The following is a 14,589-nucleotide window of genomic DNA, read 5'->3' as shown; positions in this document are numbered from 1 at the left end:
TCAGCGCCGACCACTGCCACGATAGCCACTATCGTTACTGAATCGGCAACCCCTGATAGCCAATATCGGGGCACTTGTTCAACATCGGGGCACTGAACCGCCACCACAAGGTCGCAGCCAGTCCACGCCCCTTTACCGACAGTCGCAGGAGTCCCAGGTGACACCAGGCAAGCAAATTCTTCGACCCCGTGGCAGCCGTCGCTTCGCGGCGCTGCGGCACCTCACCGGCCTAGGCCTGCTGTTGGGACTGAGCCTGCCCCTGCAGGCCGCCACCCCCAGTGACCAGAGCTTCCGCGCCGCCTTCGATGATGCACGCGCCAAGCGTTTTGACGAGATTCAGCAGGTCGCCGTCAATGGCCACGTGCTGGAGGGCTACATCGAGTATCACCAGCTCAAGGCCCGCCTGCCGTACGCCACCGCCGCGGAAGTGCTGTCCTTCATCGAGCGTCATGCGGACTCGCCGTTGGCCGAGTGGATGCGGGGCCAGGCGATCTCCGCCTACGGGCGTACCGGCCGTCATGATGCCCTGCTGGAAGTCAGCGACGGTGTCCCCGCAGGTGCGCAGCGCCAGTGCTATTACTACACGGCGCAGCTGAGCAATGATGTCGCGAGCGCATCGCAAGGCGGCCTCAAGCTCTGGCATGTGCCCGGCTCACAGGACTCGGCCTGTGACCCGCTGTTCTCGGCGTTGCGCGAGCGTGGCGTGATCGACGATCAAGCCATCTGGGAGCGCGCCATGCTCGCCTGGGCTGCCGGTCAGGGTGGCATGGTCAGCTACCTCGAGCGCCAGCTGCCCAGCAACTGGCAGCGGGCCATCGCGGCACGCGAGCAGCTTGAGGGCAACTTTGCCGCCATCACGCGCCTGCCGACCAATCTCGGCCACGGCGGTCATGCCTTCGCCGCCTTGAGCGTCGCCGCCATGCATGGTTTCGTGCGTGCCGACACCGAGGCCGCACTGGAAGCCTGGCGCAAGGTGAATCCGCACATGCCGATGAGTGATGAGCAGCGCCACACGGTCGAGCGCGACCTGGCCTGGTATTCACTGGTGCGCGACATCCCCAACAACCGCGGCTGGGTCGATCAGCGCCTGACCATCCTTGATGACGAGGAGCTGTTCGATCTGCGCATGCGCAACGCGGTGCGTGCTGGCGACTGGCCGCAGGTGCGTGAATGGGTGCTGAAGATGCCGGACCGCTTCCGCAATGAAGCCCGCTACCAGTATTGGCTGGGGCGTGCCGATGACAGTCTGGGTCGCCCGCAGGAAGCACGTGCCGCCTGGGCGCGCGCCGCGACCGAGCGCAACTTCTACGGCTTCCTGGCCGCCGACCGTATCGGCCAGGCCTACTCGCTCAATCGTGATGATCAGGACTTCTCCGACGCGGAGCTGGCCGAGGTCGCCGAGACGCCGGCCGTCAAGCGCGTCAGAGCACTGATGAACATCGACGAGATCGGTCTGGCTCGCTCCGAGTGGTTCAATGCCGTCACCCAGGCGGATGACGCCGGGGCTCGCCGTCTTGCAGCCTACGCGCTCCAGCAGCAGTGGTATGACCTGACCGTCTTCGCCACCATCCGTGGCCAGCTGTGGGATGGCCTTTCCTGGCGCTTCCCCCCGGCCTGGCAGCAGGACTTCCAGCGCTTCGGTGCCGATGCCGGCGTCGACCCGTGGATGCTGATGGCACTCGCGCGTCGCGAGAGCGCCTTCAACCCCACCGCCACCTCGCCGGTGGGGGCACGTGGCCTGATGCAGCTGATGCCGGGCACCGCCGCTCAGGTCAGTCGCGGCTTGGGACTGCCCACGCCCAGCAACGCGGCGCTGGGGGACCCGGTCACCAATATCCGCCTTGGCAGCACCTACATCCGCGAGATGCTGGACCGCTACTCCGGCAACCGCCTGGCCGCCGCCGCGGCCTACAACGCCGGGCCGGGACGCGTCGATCGTTGGCTCGCCGACACCCCGGGGGAATACGACCGCTTCGTCGAGCGTATCCCCTTCAAGGAGACCCGCGAATACGTCAAGGCCGTGCTGGCCTACCGCGTAATCTTCGAAAGCCTGGCCAAGGGCACCAGCGAGGGCGTCAAGGTGGTCAGCGACCGCGAAGTCAGCCAGCGTTACACCACCGCCCTGGTGGATCGCCGCTGAGCCGAACCGCAGCATCCCGCAACGAAAACGCCAGCCCCATGGGGCTGGCGTTTTTCATATTCATGGCATCAGGACTCATGACATCAGGACTTGTGGCGTCAGAACTCATCACGCCATCCAGCCATTCCTTCAGTCAGTCATCGCGACCTGGACGAATGGCAGACGAAGGTCCGGACTGGCTCTCGCCCTTGGCTTCTCCCGGTCGCGAGGTAGCCACACCATTGCCGAACGGCGGCTTCTGCTGAGGGGTGTAACGACCCAAGGCCTCGGCATAGCTCAGGGGGCGCCCTTCATCGCTTCCCTTGCCCTTGCCACGCCAGCCCTGACGCTTGCCGGCGGCGCCCCGAGGCCGTGATGCGTCGTCATGGGACTGAGATTCCGCATAGGCCTGAGATGTCGCATGGGAGCGGGCCCCGACATGGTGCTGCCCCCCCTCTTCGCCCTCTGCCTCGCTACTCGGGCTTGCCTGTGACACCACCGGCTCCGATGCCGCTCGAGCGGAATGGGCCAGAGGCTGGGAGCGCGTGACGCGCGGTGTACGCATCAATCGCACCATCAGCCAGACCGCCAGGGCCCAGCAGAGCGTACCCAGCACGCCATAGACGATCATCGCCCAGGCATTGCCGGGGCGGTGGCCTGCATTGATGATGATCACACGCGACAGATCGATGTCAGGCCAGCGCTCGGCCAGCAGTGAGCGCTCATCGCCCGGCAGGTCCGTCTCGGCATGCAAGACGGTGCCGAACAGGCCATCGGGGAATTCGATCAGCGGCGGCACGTTTTCCAGGCTCTGCACGGAGTCGGTTCGCACCAGCACGCCCATGCGCTCGATGCGCGGCCACTCTTCCGAGGGAATGCCATCAATGCCCCCGAAGGCGCGTGACAGACCGGCCAGCTCCAGCAGATAGGGATTCGTGTCAGAGATGACGGGATAGTAAAGCGTCTCGATCCGGCGCCCCCCGTCTGCATCGGCATCGAGGCGAAAGGTCTCGGTATGCTCGCGATAGACTGCCCAGTGATTGCGCAGCGAGACGAACTGATTGACCGGCAGATTGCCCTGCTCCACCGACTCGAGATTCAGCGTTTCGGGACGCGTGGTCACGCGGCCGACCCAGCGCCCCTCATCGACGGCGAACAGCCAGGCCGCTATCCCGGCGACCACCAGCACCACGGCACTCAACCCGCCCAGACGGCGACGAAAGGTATATGAAAGACTCATCCGATTGCGTTCCCTGCCAATGCCAGCCTTGATGGGCCGGTCTTCATGTCATGAATGCAGCACTTTACCGCTGCTGTCGTTGGCTCGGGCAGGCGTCAGCACCGGCCCGGGCATCATTGTCGTTCGAGCCGTGCTGCCAATCGATTGCTCTTGTCACAGTAGCGTTGCCGCAGACGCAAAATCTCCAGTGAATTCGAGGACAGGGCATCCAGCACGTAACGGTTGCAGGCCTGCTCGGCTTCTCGATGCGCCGCTTCGAGCGCCTTGCGCGCCTTGCGCTCTGCCGGTGTCATGCCCGCATAGGGGTCGCGCCGGGGCTTGAAGGTCGCTGCGGCCTTGCAATACATGGTGCGGGTGTCGATATGCGCCGCTCGTCCCCGACGCTGCAAGGCATGGCAGGTCTCGACGAACAGTCGGCTTGCCATGCGCGAGCACTCGCGCTGCTCGACGGCGGTACCGGTCTTTTCCAGATGTGCACAGACCGACTCATCATCGATGCGCCACAGCTGGTGGCGGAAGTCGATGGTGTAGCCGTAGTAAAGCACCCGTACCTGCTGTACGCGGGAATCGTAGACATCACTGACATCCCGAGCCTCAAGGTGCGTGACGACCTTGAGAAAGGCCGCCAGCGTCAATGTCACAGGGTCCATGTGTCATCAAGGATACGAACCGTCATCCCATGCGCTCCGTTGCAATGTCGGGAGTGGCCGCTCATCCCTAGCGACCTAGCGCCAGCCGCGCCCCCAGCAGCACCATGACGGATCCGGTGATGCCCTCCATCCAGCAGGCGACTCGCGGCCTTGCCAGCCAGCGCCCTGCACCGCCGACCATCAGCGCCACGCTGATCTGCCAGAGGTTGGCGATCACGAAGTGGACACCCGCCAGCCACAATGACTTGAGCACGGCCGGGTCGGTCGGCGCGATGAACTGCGGCAGAAAGGCCATGTAGAACACCACCGTCTTGGGGTTGAGCACATTGGACAGGAAGCCCTCTCGCAACGGCTGCCAGCACGATACCTGCTGACGTGTCACCGTGACGTCGACATTCAGCCCGCGTGCGCGCCGCGCACTCTTGAGACTCTTGATGCCCAACCAGATCAGATAGCCCGCTCCGATCAGCTTCAGGGCCGAGAACGCCCATGCCGACTGCAACAGGATCAGCGAGATGCCCGCCGACGACACCAGCGCGTGCACGAAAAGACCGGCACAGATCGCGAGACTGGTGAGCACGCCGTCACGCAGGCCGCCGCGCGAGGTATTGCGAATCACCAGCAGGGTGTCGACCCCGGGCGTGACCGTCAGCAAGGTGATGGCCACCACGAAGGACCAGAAGGCAGCATCGAACTGGATGAAATCAAACATGACGAACGTCCTTGCGACAGACCCGCTTCAGTAGCCGAATTCGTGCCCCCATGGCACTGAACAGGCGACCAGTCTAGGCGAGCACGGCCAGCCTGCAAAGCCATCCACACCAAGATGACAGCCCGGTTTGCCTCTGAGTGGTGCACTTCAGTCTTTTGTCTTACGGCGTTGCGACACAACGGCGCAGGCGCTCTCATGAGCCCGCAGCTGATGGCATGCAGAAGCCATCTCGCGTCATCAAGGATACGAGCCTGGACTCCTAAAATACGCTGCGTCGCTGTTGAGCGACCAACGCAGCCTTCAACCAACCAACCAGAACCCCGTGGCGATATCCAGCAGTAGCACCAGCAAGGCCAGCAGGATGACCAGGCCATCTTCCCCGATGAGCCCCAGCCCCAGCAGCAGCAAGGCTGCCGCCGGCAAGGCCGCGGCGAAGGGCACCAGCTCCAGCGGCACCATGGCCGTGGCCAGCAGGATGGTCAGCATCGCGATACCGCGATAGGCAACGCCGCGCGTCATGAAGCTCAGGCGTGGCTTGAGCAGACGATCGAGGCGTCGCGTCCAGGGCCTTGCCCGCTCGACGCCATGGGTCAGGCGTCGATGCTCGAAACTGAAGCGCGCCAGCCGACGTGGCAACCACGGCATCTTGCGCCCCAGCAACAGTTGACCCGCGATCAGCACGATGAACAGCGCGCAGGTCGTCGGCACGCCGGGGATCGCCCCGGTCGGCAGCAGTACCAGCAAGGCAGGCAATACCAGCAAGGGGCCGAAACCCCGGGAGTTGAAATGCTCCAGAATGTCGCCCAGCGAGATATCCCCTTCGATCTCGCGGTCCAGCTCTTCCAGCAACCCCGTGAGGTTGCCTTCATTGGCGTGCTTGCTCATGCGAGCTCCCTATCGGGAAGATGACGGAGGGTGTGAAAGTCTCGAGCCGTGGCGAGTCAGCTGGTGCCGCCCCGCCACAGTGAATCGTCAGCCGACCAGGCGATCGCCCAGCATGCCGATCATGAACCCCAGCGAGGCGCCCAATGGCGGCGACCAGTGATGCGCCACCCGCGACTGGGGCGCAATATCCTGGAAGACTAGGTAGAGAATGCCGCCGGCGGCGAAAGCCATCAGTCCGCCCAGCACGCCCGGCGCATCCGCAAGCCACAGATGGCCGGCCAATGCCGCCAGCGGGCCCAGCAGTGACAGCAGCACGAAGGCCCCAAGCCCCTGACGCGCCGTCAGCCCGGCCCCTTCCAGCTCACGATAGGCATTGAAGCCTTCCGGCAGGTTCTGGACCGCGATGAACAGTGCCAGCAACATCGCCGCGGCGGGAGAGGCAGAGGCCAATGCGCCCAGCGCGATCGCCTCGGGGATGAAGTCCATCAGCATCGCCAGCAACTGGCCCTTGGCGCCGCCCCCGCGTGCCAGCCAGCGGTCCAGTTGCATGAAGATCAGCGCGCCCAGCAGGAAAAGCCCCAATAGCGTCGCGATGGACAGCGCCTGCATGGCATGCGGTACCAGCACCAGCGACACGGCGGCCAACAGAATGCCGCCACCGAGCGCGGTGATCCCCGCCAGCCAGCTGCGCTTGACGTGACTCTCGTGACTGCGCTCCAGCTGGGCGATCACGCCACCCAGCGGCATGCACAACCCGGCAGCCCAGGCGAGCGCCACCATGGTCCATGGAATCGATGCCATCATGCCGTCGCCGAGGTCGCAGGACTCGGTCGCGCGCCCAGGACACGCATCAACAGGCTGGTGCCGACGCCCCAGGCGCCATTCAGAATCAGACCACCGACAACCATCAGCGGCGCGACCTCAATTCCCTTGAGGGGAAAGACGACCAGCATGGCCACGGCCGTCGGACCGACTGCACCGAAGATGAGGCTGATCAGCCAATGGCTGACGCCCGTCCTGCGGCGCACCAGTGCCCATAGCGGCAGCCCCCACAGCCCGCCCCAGAAGGCCAGCGAGAGCACTGACGGGACGCCCAGCGGCCCGGAAGGCGTCATGTTATAGGGCGCCTTGGGCAGAATATCGGCCAGATAGAAGAGACCGAAGAGGCCCTGATGGAAGATCAGGGTCGCCAGAAAGGCGGCGATGAAGGCTTTCAACCAGATCATGTTCACTTCCTTGTCGTCATGTTGATGGAAACATCCGAGCCCCGACACATTAGAACATGCGGAAACTCGACACTGCCTTTCCTGCTACGTCACTTCCGTCCCACTGGATGCAACGCAGGCGTGATTTCTAGCGCTGGGTGGCTGGCTTCTGCTCGGCATGGCGCAGCGATATCTGTTCGTTGAGTGTCCAGAAGTCATACAGCACCCCAATGAAGAACAGCCCGCCGGTGCACAGGTAGAGCAAGCCGGTCAGCCATTTGCCCATGTACATGCGATGGATGCCGAACACGCCCAGGAAGGTGAGCAGAATCCAGCTCAGCGAGTAATTGATCGAGCCTTCGCGAAAACGGAAGTCCGCCTCGCGGTCCATCGCCGGGATCAGGAACAGGTCGATCAACCAGCCGATGCCCAGCAAACCGAAGGTGAACAGCCAGATGGTGCCGGTGACCGGCTTGCCATAGTAGAAGCGGTGCGCGCCGAGGAAACCGAAGATCCACAGCAGATAGCCCATGGTCTTGGAATGCGTGTCCTGTACAACAGGCGATGTGGTCATCAGGTAAGCCTTAGCCGCGATGCGGCAGATCATGATTGCGAATACAGTCAATGCGGTCTTGACGTCGATGAATCAAGCCTTCTGCCACCAGAGGCCACGCCCGGAAACGACGACGCCATCCGCGCACTGGCACGGATGGCGTCGGAACAACTGTTGTCTATCCAGCAGCACCGGGAGCGCAGACAGCGCTAGATGACGCCCAGCTCGCGCAGACGTTCCTTGAGGTAGGAGTCCGCCGTGTGCTTGTCAGACAGTACCACTTCGGGACGCGGATGCAGGAACAGCGGCAGTGACAGACGTGACTGGCTGGAGCCCTCGCCGGTCGGGTTGATCACGCGGTGCGTGGTCGACGGGAAGTAGCCGCCGCTAGCCTCCTGGAGCATGTCGCCGACATTGATGACCAGCTGACCCGGATCACAGGGCACGTCCATCCACTCGCCATTGACGTCCATTACCTGCAGGCCCGGCTCGTTGGCCGCCGGCAGCACGGTCAGCAGGTTGATGTCTTCATGTGCCGCGGCACGGACGGCGCCCGGCTCTTCACTGCCGGTCATCGGCGGGTAGTGAAGCACACGCAGCAGTGTCTGACCGCTGTCCTTGATCATGTTGGAGAGCGGTTCACGGTAGAGCTCAGCCACTTCAGCAGGTGAATGGACCTCTACCCAGCTCAGAAGCTCTGCCGCGAAGGCTTCGGCCTGGCGATAATACTCCATGGCATTCTCGCGCAGGCTGTCCGGAATCTTGCCCCACGGGTAGATGTGGTAATACTCCTTGAGATCACGCGCCGTATGGCCCTTGGCGGTCTCGGAGACATCTACCGGGAAGAGTCCATCCTGGGTCTTGGGGTCGAAGCGCCAATCAAGCTTGTCGGCGCTCGCGAAGAATTCGGCCCATTCGGCGTAGATCTTCTCGACCAATTCATGAGAGATCGGGTGATTGCGGATGACACCGAAGCCCGTCGTACGCAGGGATTCGACAAATTTTTCGGCGGCATCGGCCGAGCGGTAATCTACGTTCTGGACCTTCATGGCATTTCCATCTATGTTGGCTCTGTGTGAGCATCCTACTTGAGCCGGAAGGAGTCGCCAATACGACAACTTTCTGTTCGAATGGAAGCAAGCACGTGCAGCCCAGGCTGCATGCGTAGGTCAAGCAGGAAAGGATGTCGTCGCAGGACGTAACGCGTCTCTCTGGTGGAATTCCCCCTAGCCGCACCAACGCAATCCGGTCTGATGGGCAGACCACCAACATCATCTCGTAAGCAAGGAAAGAATCATGGCAACTGGCACAGTCAAGTGGTTTAACGACACCAAAGGTTTCGGCTTCATTTCTCCGGACGACGGCGGCGACGACCTGTTCGCGCACTTCTCTGAAATTCAGGCAGAAGGCTTCAAGTCCCTGCAAGACGGTCAGAAGGTTTCCTTCGACGTCACCCAGGGCAAGAAAGGCCTTCAGGCCGCAAACATCAAGCCGGTCTGATCTTCTCGATCAGCTTGGTCAGGCCGCCCTCACCGGCGCCCTGATGATGGCAGCAAGACAGTCATGGAAAAGCCCGCCTTCTGGCGGGCTTTTTTGTGGCCATGCCTTGGCCTGACTCGCGCTTGACGAAGAATCACCGATAAAAGAACGCCGCGCCCCTCCCGGGTCGCGGCGTTCTTTTATCGGCGGCCATGTCAATCGCACTCAGCCAGTGACACGGCTTGCGACAGGCGTCACGCCAGCATGCGCTGGCCAGTGATTACTGCTGCGCTTCGTCGATGGACTCGTTGGCATCCTGCTGCGCCGCGTTGATCTTCTCGTTCGCTTCGGCAGCAGCGTTGTCGCCAGTCTGCTCAGCGGAGTCGGTCAGCTCGGCAGCCTGCTCCTTGGTGGATTCATAGGCGTTCTTGGCAGCATCGGCAGTGGCGTCAGCGGCATCGTTGACACCTTCCTTGGCAGACTCATAGGTCTCGGAAGCAGCGTTCTTGGTTGCTTCAAGGGCACTTTCGCTCTCGGCGGCAGCTTCATCGCCCATGGCATCGGCAGATTCTGCAGCGTCGTCAGCCATGTTGTCGGCCTTGTCAGCAGCGTCATCCATCTCTGCGGCCGCTTCATCAGCTGCCTGGTCCATCTCTGCGGCCGCTTCGTCAGCTGCCTGGTCCATCTCCTCGGCAGCGGCGTCAGTCGCTTGGTCGGCGCTCTGTTCAGCCTTTTCGGCGCTCTGTTCGGCAGAAGTCTCGGCGTTCTGGGCAGCTTGGTCAGTATCGCCGTTATCGCAACCAGCGATGGCCAGAGACAGGCCAGCGGCCAGTGCGGGAATCATCCATTGCTTGAGTTTCATCGTCTTCTCCATGATAGGTGGGGAGTTGCCAGCCCCTGTTTCCTGCAAGTGGCATTGCAACAAAGGTCGTGTAGTCATGCAAGCGAAAGCGTTGCTTGGCGCCTGATATTCAAGACATGGTGCCAGACCGACAGCTTTTCAAGCATTTCGCTCTTTTCACAGCAGAATAGTGTTAACGAACACCATTTTACATCAGCTACCACCAACAACCGCGCCGTGATCACTCGCCGATGTCTTCGTTCCAGACGTCCGGCTGCTCGCGAATGAAGGTCGCCATCAATTCGCGGCAGCGCGCGTTGTCGACGACATCGACCTTGACTCCCAGACCACGCAGGTGGTCTTCCGCGCCCATGAAGGTGTGGTTTTCACCGACCACGACATGCGGGATACCGTAGAGCTGGATGGCACCACTGCACATCGGGCACGGTGACAGCGTGGTGTAGAGCACGGCTTCACGATAGACGCTGGCCGGCAGGCGACCGGCGTTCTCCAATGCATCCATTTCGCCATGCAATACCGTGCTGCCCTTCTGCTGGCGCTGATTGTGGCCACGACCGATGATCTTGCCATCATGGACCAGTACCGAGCCGATCGGCACGCCGCCTGCCGCATAACCCTTTTCCGCCTCTTCAATGGCGGCCTGCAGGAAGCGCTCATGATCGGTAGTCATTGCTGTCATCGTCTTGCTCCAGATGCGGTGAATATTCAGTGGAGCGGCAGCCTACTGCCACTCACTGCTCGGCACAATACACTCAGCCCAGGCCCGCTTCGCCTGTCATCATCTGACGGGCGCGTCTCAGCCCTTCATTGCTGGCGTTGGTGGGCTCGCCGACTTCAGTGGCAAGCTCGCGGAAACTGCCCATGGCACCCAGCAAGGCAGAAGCCTCATAGGGGATGAAGACGCGATCACCTTCCCTCGCCATGTCCGGCAGGACCTGCAGATATTTCTGGCCCAGCATGTAGCCGACCACCAGCTGCGGGTCTTGCGCACCGATGGCATCGCGCAGCTGATAGATGGCCTGACGCTCACCTTCGGCGCGCAGAATCGCGGCCTGCTTGTCACCCTCGGCGCGCAGCACCGAAGACTGCTTCTCGCCCTCGGCGGTCGCGATGGCGGCTTCGCGCTGGCCATTGGCCTCGGTCACCGTGGCGCGACGCTTGCGCTCGGCCGCCATCTGCAGCCGCATCGCATCCTCGACTTCCTCGGGCATGCTGATGTCCTGGATCTCGACGCGCGTCACCTTGACGCCCCACTTGTCACCGACCTCATCCATGGTGATCTGCAAGGCGTCGTTGACCTCCTTGCGACTCTCGAAGAGCTTGTCGAGCTCCATGCGACCGATCTCGGAGCGCAGGCTGGTCTTGGCCAGGACTTCGACAGCCTGGGTAAAGTTCTCGACTTCATAGACGGCGCGCTTGGGATCGACGATCTGGAAGTAGAGTGCCCCGTTGACGGTCACGGTGACGTTGTCCGTCGTCACCACGCTCTGGCCGGGGAAGTCCATTACCGTCTCACGGCGATCGATGCGCGTCTCTTCCACCACCAACGGCAGGTTGTCACCCTTGACCTCACGATAACGACGAATGGTGATGGAGCGCGGTTTGTCGATGAATGGAATCACCAGATTCACGCCGGATTCCAGTGTGCGACTGTAGCTGCCGAGGCGTTCGATGACGACGGCTTCCGACTGCTGGACAATCATCAATCCCTTGGCCAGCAGGATTACCACCAGCGCCAGTATGAAAAGAATGATGATGAGTCCCGGACTGATAATCATATTGCTCAACTCCCTTGAACTGGGCCGTATCCGCAAGCCCTTGTAAGATATCCGATCACGCTTGACCCGCTGCCACCACGACCGCGCCGTCGAGCCGCGATCTCATGGCGTCTTTGTGCAGTTTCCTTCGAGATAGACTACTTCGAGACAGACTACTTCGAGACCGATTCCTTCGAGACAGGTTCGACACAGACGGTGATGCCTTCGACGCTGACGATCCTGACCGTGTCCCCCGCTGCCGGCGGTGTCTCCCCCTCCCAGCGTAGCGGATACTCATTGCCTGACACGCGTACGGCAGGTTTGCCACCGTTGCCGATGATCACCTTGGCCAGCTGCCCAGTCTCCGCGCCGCTGCCCAGGGTGCCGTAGGGCGTCTTGGGCAACAGATAGGGATGGATCTTGCGCACGAACAGCGGCACCAGCACCAGAGCCGTGATCGCGACGCTGATCAACTGGATGTTTAGCCCCGCCCCCAGCCCTGCCGCCAGAGCGCCCCCGAGGGCACTGACACCCAGTGCCAGCAACACGAACTGCGCCCCCAGCAACTCAAGCCCCGCCAGAGCCAACGCGAGGATGACCCAGATATGCCATGCCGCCAAACCGACCATGCAATCACTCCCTGAGGTCCTGACTCCCGCCTTGCGCGGCCGAGAGATTGGAAGAACACGCTGCCACCAACGCAACGAGCGCAGCCTGAGTAAACCTCAGACTGCGCTCGTGTACCAGCCAGCTCTCATGGCTCAGCCAGCTCTCATGGCTCAGCCAGCGCTCAATGGCTCAACTGCGGGCTCATGAGTGTGTCAGCAGGGCGGCGTCCTGCGGGGCGACCAGACGCAGAGCGCCGGGAATCAGCTGGAATTCGCTGTTCTCGATCAGATAGCTCTCGCCATCGAGATTCACCGGTAGCGACCCACCACGATAGTGCAGCGAATCAGTACGCACATACCGCACGAAATGGCCGTTGTCAGGGAGCGACTCCAGCTCCTCGATCACCTCACCCACACGCGCGATGGGGAAGTCGCGAATCACCAGCACATCGAAGCAGCCATCATCGAGCAGCGCCCGAGGCGCCAGCTCCTGACCGCCGCCCGCCTGACGACCATTGCCGATCGCCAGCACGAACAACGCCAGCTCCTCCTCCACCCCGTTGAGGGTCACGCTGCCACGATAGGGACGGAAGTCCCATGCCTTGAGCACGCCCATCAGTGAATAGGCCCCGCCACCGAACAGCTTCTTGAGGCCCCCGGGCGTCGAACGCGTCACCTCGGCACCGAAGCCCGCCGAGGCCATGTTGAGGAAGTAGGCATCATCCAGCTGCACCACATCCACAGCCCGTGCTTCCCCTTCACAGGCCAGCGCCAGCGATTCCGTCACCGGCTCGGGGATGCCGAGCGAGGTCGCCAGATCATTGGCGGTGCCCAACGGCAGGATCGCGACTTCCGGGCGCCTCGCGAGTGGATGCTGCATCAATGCATTGGTGATCAGGTTGAGGGTGCCGTCACCGCCGCCAACGACCAGCCGCGTGACGCCTTCATCGACTGCCTCGCTCACCAGCCTCGCGACGTCATTTCCCTCGAAGGTCAACCGCACTTCAAGCCCTGCCATACGCTCACGCTGAGCGAAGATGGCCTCACGCAGCTCCGGCTGCTGAGCCTTGTCCCCGTTGAGTATCACGCGCACACGCGCCGCTGATTCCATGGTGCCTCCTTGGCGACATGCGGATCGAGCGACAAGCATACTCTGGTCGGGGGCCTTCAATGAACCATCTCGGCCCTGTGACCCGCCGCGATTGTCAGCCAGCAAGTCCTTCATGCCCATCAGCCGCACCGGCCAGTCCTGACGACTAGACGCCCGGCTGACGTCGCGCGCCCAACAGCAACAACGGCAGCACCATCACCACGCTGATGAGCAGCAGGCCCTGCTGAGGGGCGAGCGGCGTATTGAGCAGCGCCGTTGCCACTACTGCCGAACCGCCGAGCTGGATGCTGCCGAGCAGCGCCGCCGCAGTGCCGGCACGCTCAGCGAAGGCCTCCAGCGCCAGGCTTGATGCCGCCCCGAGTGCCAGAGAGAAGCCGACCGACAGCACTGCCACCGGCACCATGAAGGCAGCGGCAGACAGTGGCAGCCAGGCGAAGGCTGCGCCCTGCATCAGGCCGGAGAGCAGGATGATCGCCAGCCCCAGACGCACGGTGGGCTGACGGCCGAGGCGCGTGATCACGCGCGGTGCGAAGAAGAAGGTGATGATATTGATCACGGCATTGCCGCCGAACAGGGCACTGAAGACCAGCTCGGAGTGACCGAGGCGCTCGACCAGCAGTTCGGAGGACGACGACACATACAGCAGGATGGCGCTCATCGCGGCCATCGCGACCAGTGCCTGATACAGGAAGCGCCAGCTGGTCATCACGGGGCGATAGCGCGCCCAGTTGTACAGCGGACGCTCCACGACCGTCGTGGCAGGACGCGTCTCGCCAAAGCTCTTCCACGCCATCAGGCCGACGCATAGCGCGAAGGCGGCCATGAACAGGAAGTTGGAGCGCCAGCCGAACTGCACCGCCAGCAGGCCGCCCAGCACCGGCGCCAGCGCCGGAATGATGCACAGCGCACCATTGAGATAGCTGTACATTCTGGCGCCCTGCTCCGGCGTGTAGCAATCACGCACGGCCGCGAAGGCCACCGTCACCGTGGCGCATGCCCCCAGCCCCTGCAGGATACGCCCGAGATACAGCATGCTGATGTCCTGGGCCAGCACGGCGACCATCGCGCCGACGAGATAGACCGTCGCGCCACCCAAGAGCGCCGGACGCCGTCCGTAGAGGTCCGTCAACGGGCCGACCAGAATCTGCCCGACCCCCACAGCGCCCAGAAACAGCGTCACTGTCATCTGCATCACATCGGTGGGCTGAGCGAATTCACGCGCCATCGCCGGCAATGAGGGCAGATAGATATCGATCGCCAGCGGCGAGAACATCACGCAGCCGACCAGCAACAACAGCAATAGTCGTGCGTTGGGCATGGGCCTTGCGGCAGCAGAGGAGGACACGGACATGGATAATCTCGAGAGTCAGAAGCCAAGGGCGGCCCGACAGAGGGGCCATCAAGAATC

At 62.7% G+C, this 14,589-nt stretch carries 16 protein-coding genes; 2 read left to right on the top strand and 14 right to left on the bottom strand.

All coding sequences use genetic code 11. From position 1 onward, the window contains the following. Positions 1 to 157 precede the first annotated feature (157 nt). Positions 158 to 2,140 carry a transglycosylase SLT domain-containing protein gene (locus tag MKZ40_RS06160; protein WP_282627812.1) on the top strand — a complete coding sequence of 661 codons (1,983 nt, stop codon included), beginning with the start codon at positions 158 to 160 and terminating at the stop codon, positions 2,138 to 2,140. Positions 2,141 to 2,273: 133 nt separating this feature from the next. On the opposite strand, the gene MKZ40_RS06155 is transcribed toward MKZ40_RS06160, so the two are convergent. The 8 genes from MKZ40_RS06155 to MKZ40_RS06120 all read right to left on the bottom strand — a co-directional run bounded on the left by MKZ40_RS06155 (position 2,274) and on the right by MKZ40_RS06120 (position 8,413). Beyond that, entirely contained in the window at positions 2,274 to 3,359 is a 1,086-nt protein-coding gene (locus tag MKZ40_RS06155) for a hypothetical protein (RefSeq protein WP_175088130.1), read from the bottom strand. 113 nt (positions 3,360 to 3,472) lie between these two features. Beyond that, positions 3,473 to 4,009 carry a hypothetical protein gene (locus tag MKZ40_RS06150; RefSeq protein WP_175088131.1) on the bottom strand — a complete coding sequence of 179 codons (537 nt, stop codon included), beginning with the start codon at positions 4,007 to 4,009 and terminating at the stop codon, positions 3,473 to 3,475. Between the two features lie 67 nt (positions 4,010 to 4,076). After that, positions 4,077 to 4,721, bottom strand: coding sequence for a LysE family translocator (locus MKZ40_RS06145; RefSeq protein ID WP_175088132.1), 645 nt, complete (start codon positions 4,719 to 4,721; stop codon positions 4,077 to 4,079). 300 nt (positions 4,722 to 5,021) lie between these two features. Next, positions 5,022 to 5,606 (bottom strand): exopolysaccharide biosynthesis protein, encoded by a 585-nt coding sequence (locus tag MKZ40_RS06140; protein WP_175088133.1) that lies wholly within the window; start codon positions 5,604 to 5,606, stop codon positions 5,022 to 5,024. An 87-nt stretch (positions 5,607 to 5,693) separates the two neighbouring features. Continuing rightward, positions 5,694 to 6,407: a divalent cation transporter gene (locus MKZ40_RS06135; RefSeq protein ID WP_217485767.1), complete on the bottom strand. Its 714-nt coding sequence runs from the start codon at positions 6,405 to 6,407 to the stop codon at positions 5,694 to 5,696. Further along, the gene (locus MKZ40_RS06130; RefSeq protein WP_175088135.1) at positions 6,407 to 6,832 is read right to left on the bottom strand and encodes a hypothetical protein; all 426 of its coding nucleotides are present in this window, start codon (positions 6,830 to 6,832) and stop codon (positions 6,407 to 6,409) included. Before MKZ40_RS06130 ends, MKZ40_RS06135 begins: the two co-directional genes overlap by 1 nt. A gap of 127 nt (positions 6,833 to 6,959) precedes the next feature. Then, positions 6,960 to 7,385: a TM2 domain-containing protein gene (locus tag MKZ40_RS06125; protein WP_175088136.1), complete on the bottom strand. Its 426-nt coding sequence runs from the start codon at positions 7,383 to 7,385 to the stop codon at positions 6,960 to 6,962. Between the two features lie 188 nt (positions 7,386 to 7,573). Continuing rightward, positions 7,574 to 8,413, bottom strand: coding sequence for an isopenicillin N synthase family oxygenase (locus MKZ40_RS06120; RefSeq protein ID WP_175088137.1), 840 nt, complete (start codon positions 8,411 to 8,413; stop codon positions 7,574 to 7,576). A gap of 247 nt (positions 8,414 to 8,660) precedes the next feature. Between MKZ40_RS06120 and MKZ40_RS06115 the strand changes: the two genes are divergently transcribed. Then, positions 8,661 to 8,864 carry a cold-shock protein gene (locus MKZ40_RS06115; RefSeq protein ID WP_043335501.1) on the top strand — a complete coding sequence of 68 codons (204 nt, stop codon included), beginning with the start codon at positions 8,661 to 8,663 and terminating at the stop codon, positions 8,862 to 8,864. 259 nt (positions 8,865 to 9,123) lie between these two features. On the opposite strand, the gene MKZ40_RS06110 is transcribed toward MKZ40_RS06115, so the two are convergent. From MKZ40_RS06110 to MKZ40_RS06085, 6 genes are all read right to left on the bottom strand, one after another. Next, a complete protein-coding gene (locus MKZ40_RS06110) occupies positions 9,124 to 9,705 on the bottom strand; it encodes a hypothetical protein (protein ID WP_175088138.1) in 582 nt (193 codons plus the stop codon). 220 nt (positions 9,706 to 9,925) lie between these two features. Beyond that, positions 9,926 to 10,375, bottom strand: coding sequence for a nucleoside deaminase (locus tag MKZ40_RS06105; RefSeq protein WP_175088371.1), 450 nt, complete (start codon positions 10,373 to 10,375; stop codon positions 9,926 to 9,928). A gap of 82 nt (positions 10,376 to 10,457) precedes the next feature. Beyond that, positions 10,458 to 11,483 carry an SPFH domain-containing protein gene (locus MKZ40_RS06100; protein WP_175088139.1) on the bottom strand — a complete coding sequence of 342 codons (1,026 nt, stop codon included), beginning with the start codon at positions 11,481 to 11,483 and terminating at the stop codon, positions 10,458 to 10,460. A gap of 152 nt (positions 11,484 to 11,635) precedes the next feature. Next, positions 11,636 to 12,091, bottom strand: coding sequence for an NfeD family protein (locus MKZ40_RS06095; protein WP_175088140.1), 456 nt, complete (start codon positions 12,089 to 12,091; stop codon positions 11,636 to 11,638). Between the two features lie 181 nt (positions 12,092 to 12,272). Beyond that, entirely contained in the window at positions 12,273 to 13,181 is a 909-nt protein-coding gene (gene yegS / locus MKZ40_RS06090) for a lipid kinase YegS (protein ID WP_175088141.1), read from the bottom strand. 145 nt (positions 13,182 to 13,326) lie between these two features. Next, on the bottom strand, positions 13,327 to 14,499 hold the full coding sequence (locus MKZ40_RS06085) for a multidrug effflux MFS transporter (RefSeq protein ID WP_175088142.1): 1,173 nt from the start codon (positions 14,497 to 14,499) through the stop codon (positions 13,327 to 13,329). Positions 14,500 to 14,589 lie beyond the last annotated feature (90 nt).

It is taken from the genome of Cobetia sp. BMC6, from assembly GCF_029991385.1.
GTDB lineage: Bacteria > Pseudomonadota > Gammaproteobacteria > Pseudomonadales > Halomonadaceae > Cobetia.
Note: the sequence above shows the minus strand (reverse complement) of the source record. Positions and strands in the feature narration are given on the sequence as shown.

Bases quoted from the DNA above. Each gene is read 5' to 3' on its own strand.
- MKZ40_RS06155 (WP_175088130.1), bottom strand. From the start codon at position 3,359: ATGAGTCTTTCATATACCTTTCGTCGCCGTCTGGGCGGGTTGAGTGCC.
- MKZ40_RS06150 (WP_175088131.1), bottom strand. From the start codon at position 4,009: ATGGACCCTGTGACATTGACGCTGGCGGCCTTTCTCAAGGTCGTCACG.
- MKZ40_RS06145 (WP_175088132.1), bottom strand. From the start codon at position 4,721: ATGTTTGATTTCATCCAGTTCGATGCTGCCTTCTGGTCCTTCGTGGTG.
- MKZ40_RS06140 (WP_175088133.1), bottom strand. From the start codon at position 5,606: ATGAGCAAGCACGCCAATGAAGGCAACCTCACGGGGTTGCTGGAAGAG.
- MKZ40_RS06135 (WP_217485767.1), bottom strand. From the start codon at position 6,407: ATGGCATCGATTCCATGGACCATGGTGGCGCTCGCCTGGGCTGCCGGG.
- MKZ40_RS06130 (WP_175088135.1), bottom strand. From the start codon at position 6,832: ATGATCTGGTTGAAAGCCTTCATCGCCGCCTTTCTGGCGACCCTGATC.
- MKZ40_RS06125 (WP_175088136.1), bottom strand. From the start codon at position 7,385: ATGACCACATCGCCTGTTGTACAGGACACGCATTCCAAGACCATGGGC.
- MKZ40_RS06120 (WP_175088137.1), bottom strand. From the start codon at position 8,413: ATGAAGGTCCAGAACGTAGATTACCGCTCGGCCGATGCCGCCGAAAAA.
- MKZ40_RS06115 (WP_043335501.1), top strand. From the start codon at position 8,661: ATGGCAACTGGCACAGTCAAGTGGTTTAACGACACCAAAGGTTTCGGC.
- MKZ40_RS06110 (WP_175088138.1), bottom strand. From the start codon at position 9,705: ATGAAACTCAAGCAATGGATGATTCCCGCACTGGCCGCTGGCCTGTCT.
- MKZ40_RS06105 (WP_175088371.1), bottom strand. From the start codon at position 10,375: ATGACTACCGATCATGAGCGCTTCCTGCAGGCCGCCATTGAAGAGGCG.
- MKZ40_RS06100 (WP_175088139.1), bottom strand. From the start codon at position 11,483: ATGATTATCAGTCCGGGACTCATCATCATTCTTTTCATACTGGCGCTG.
- MKZ40_RS06095 (WP_175088140.1), bottom strand. From the start codon at position 12,091: ATGGTCGGTTTGGCGGCATGGCATATCTGGGTCATCCTCGCGTTGGCT.
- yegS (WP_175088141.1), bottom strand. From the start codon at position 13,181: ATGGAATCAGCGGCGCGTGTGCGCGTGATACTCAACGGGGACAAGGCT.
- MKZ40_RS06085 (WP_175088142.1), bottom strand. From the start codon at position 14,499: ATGCCCAACGCACGACTATTGCTGTTGTTGCTGGTCGGCTGCGTGATG.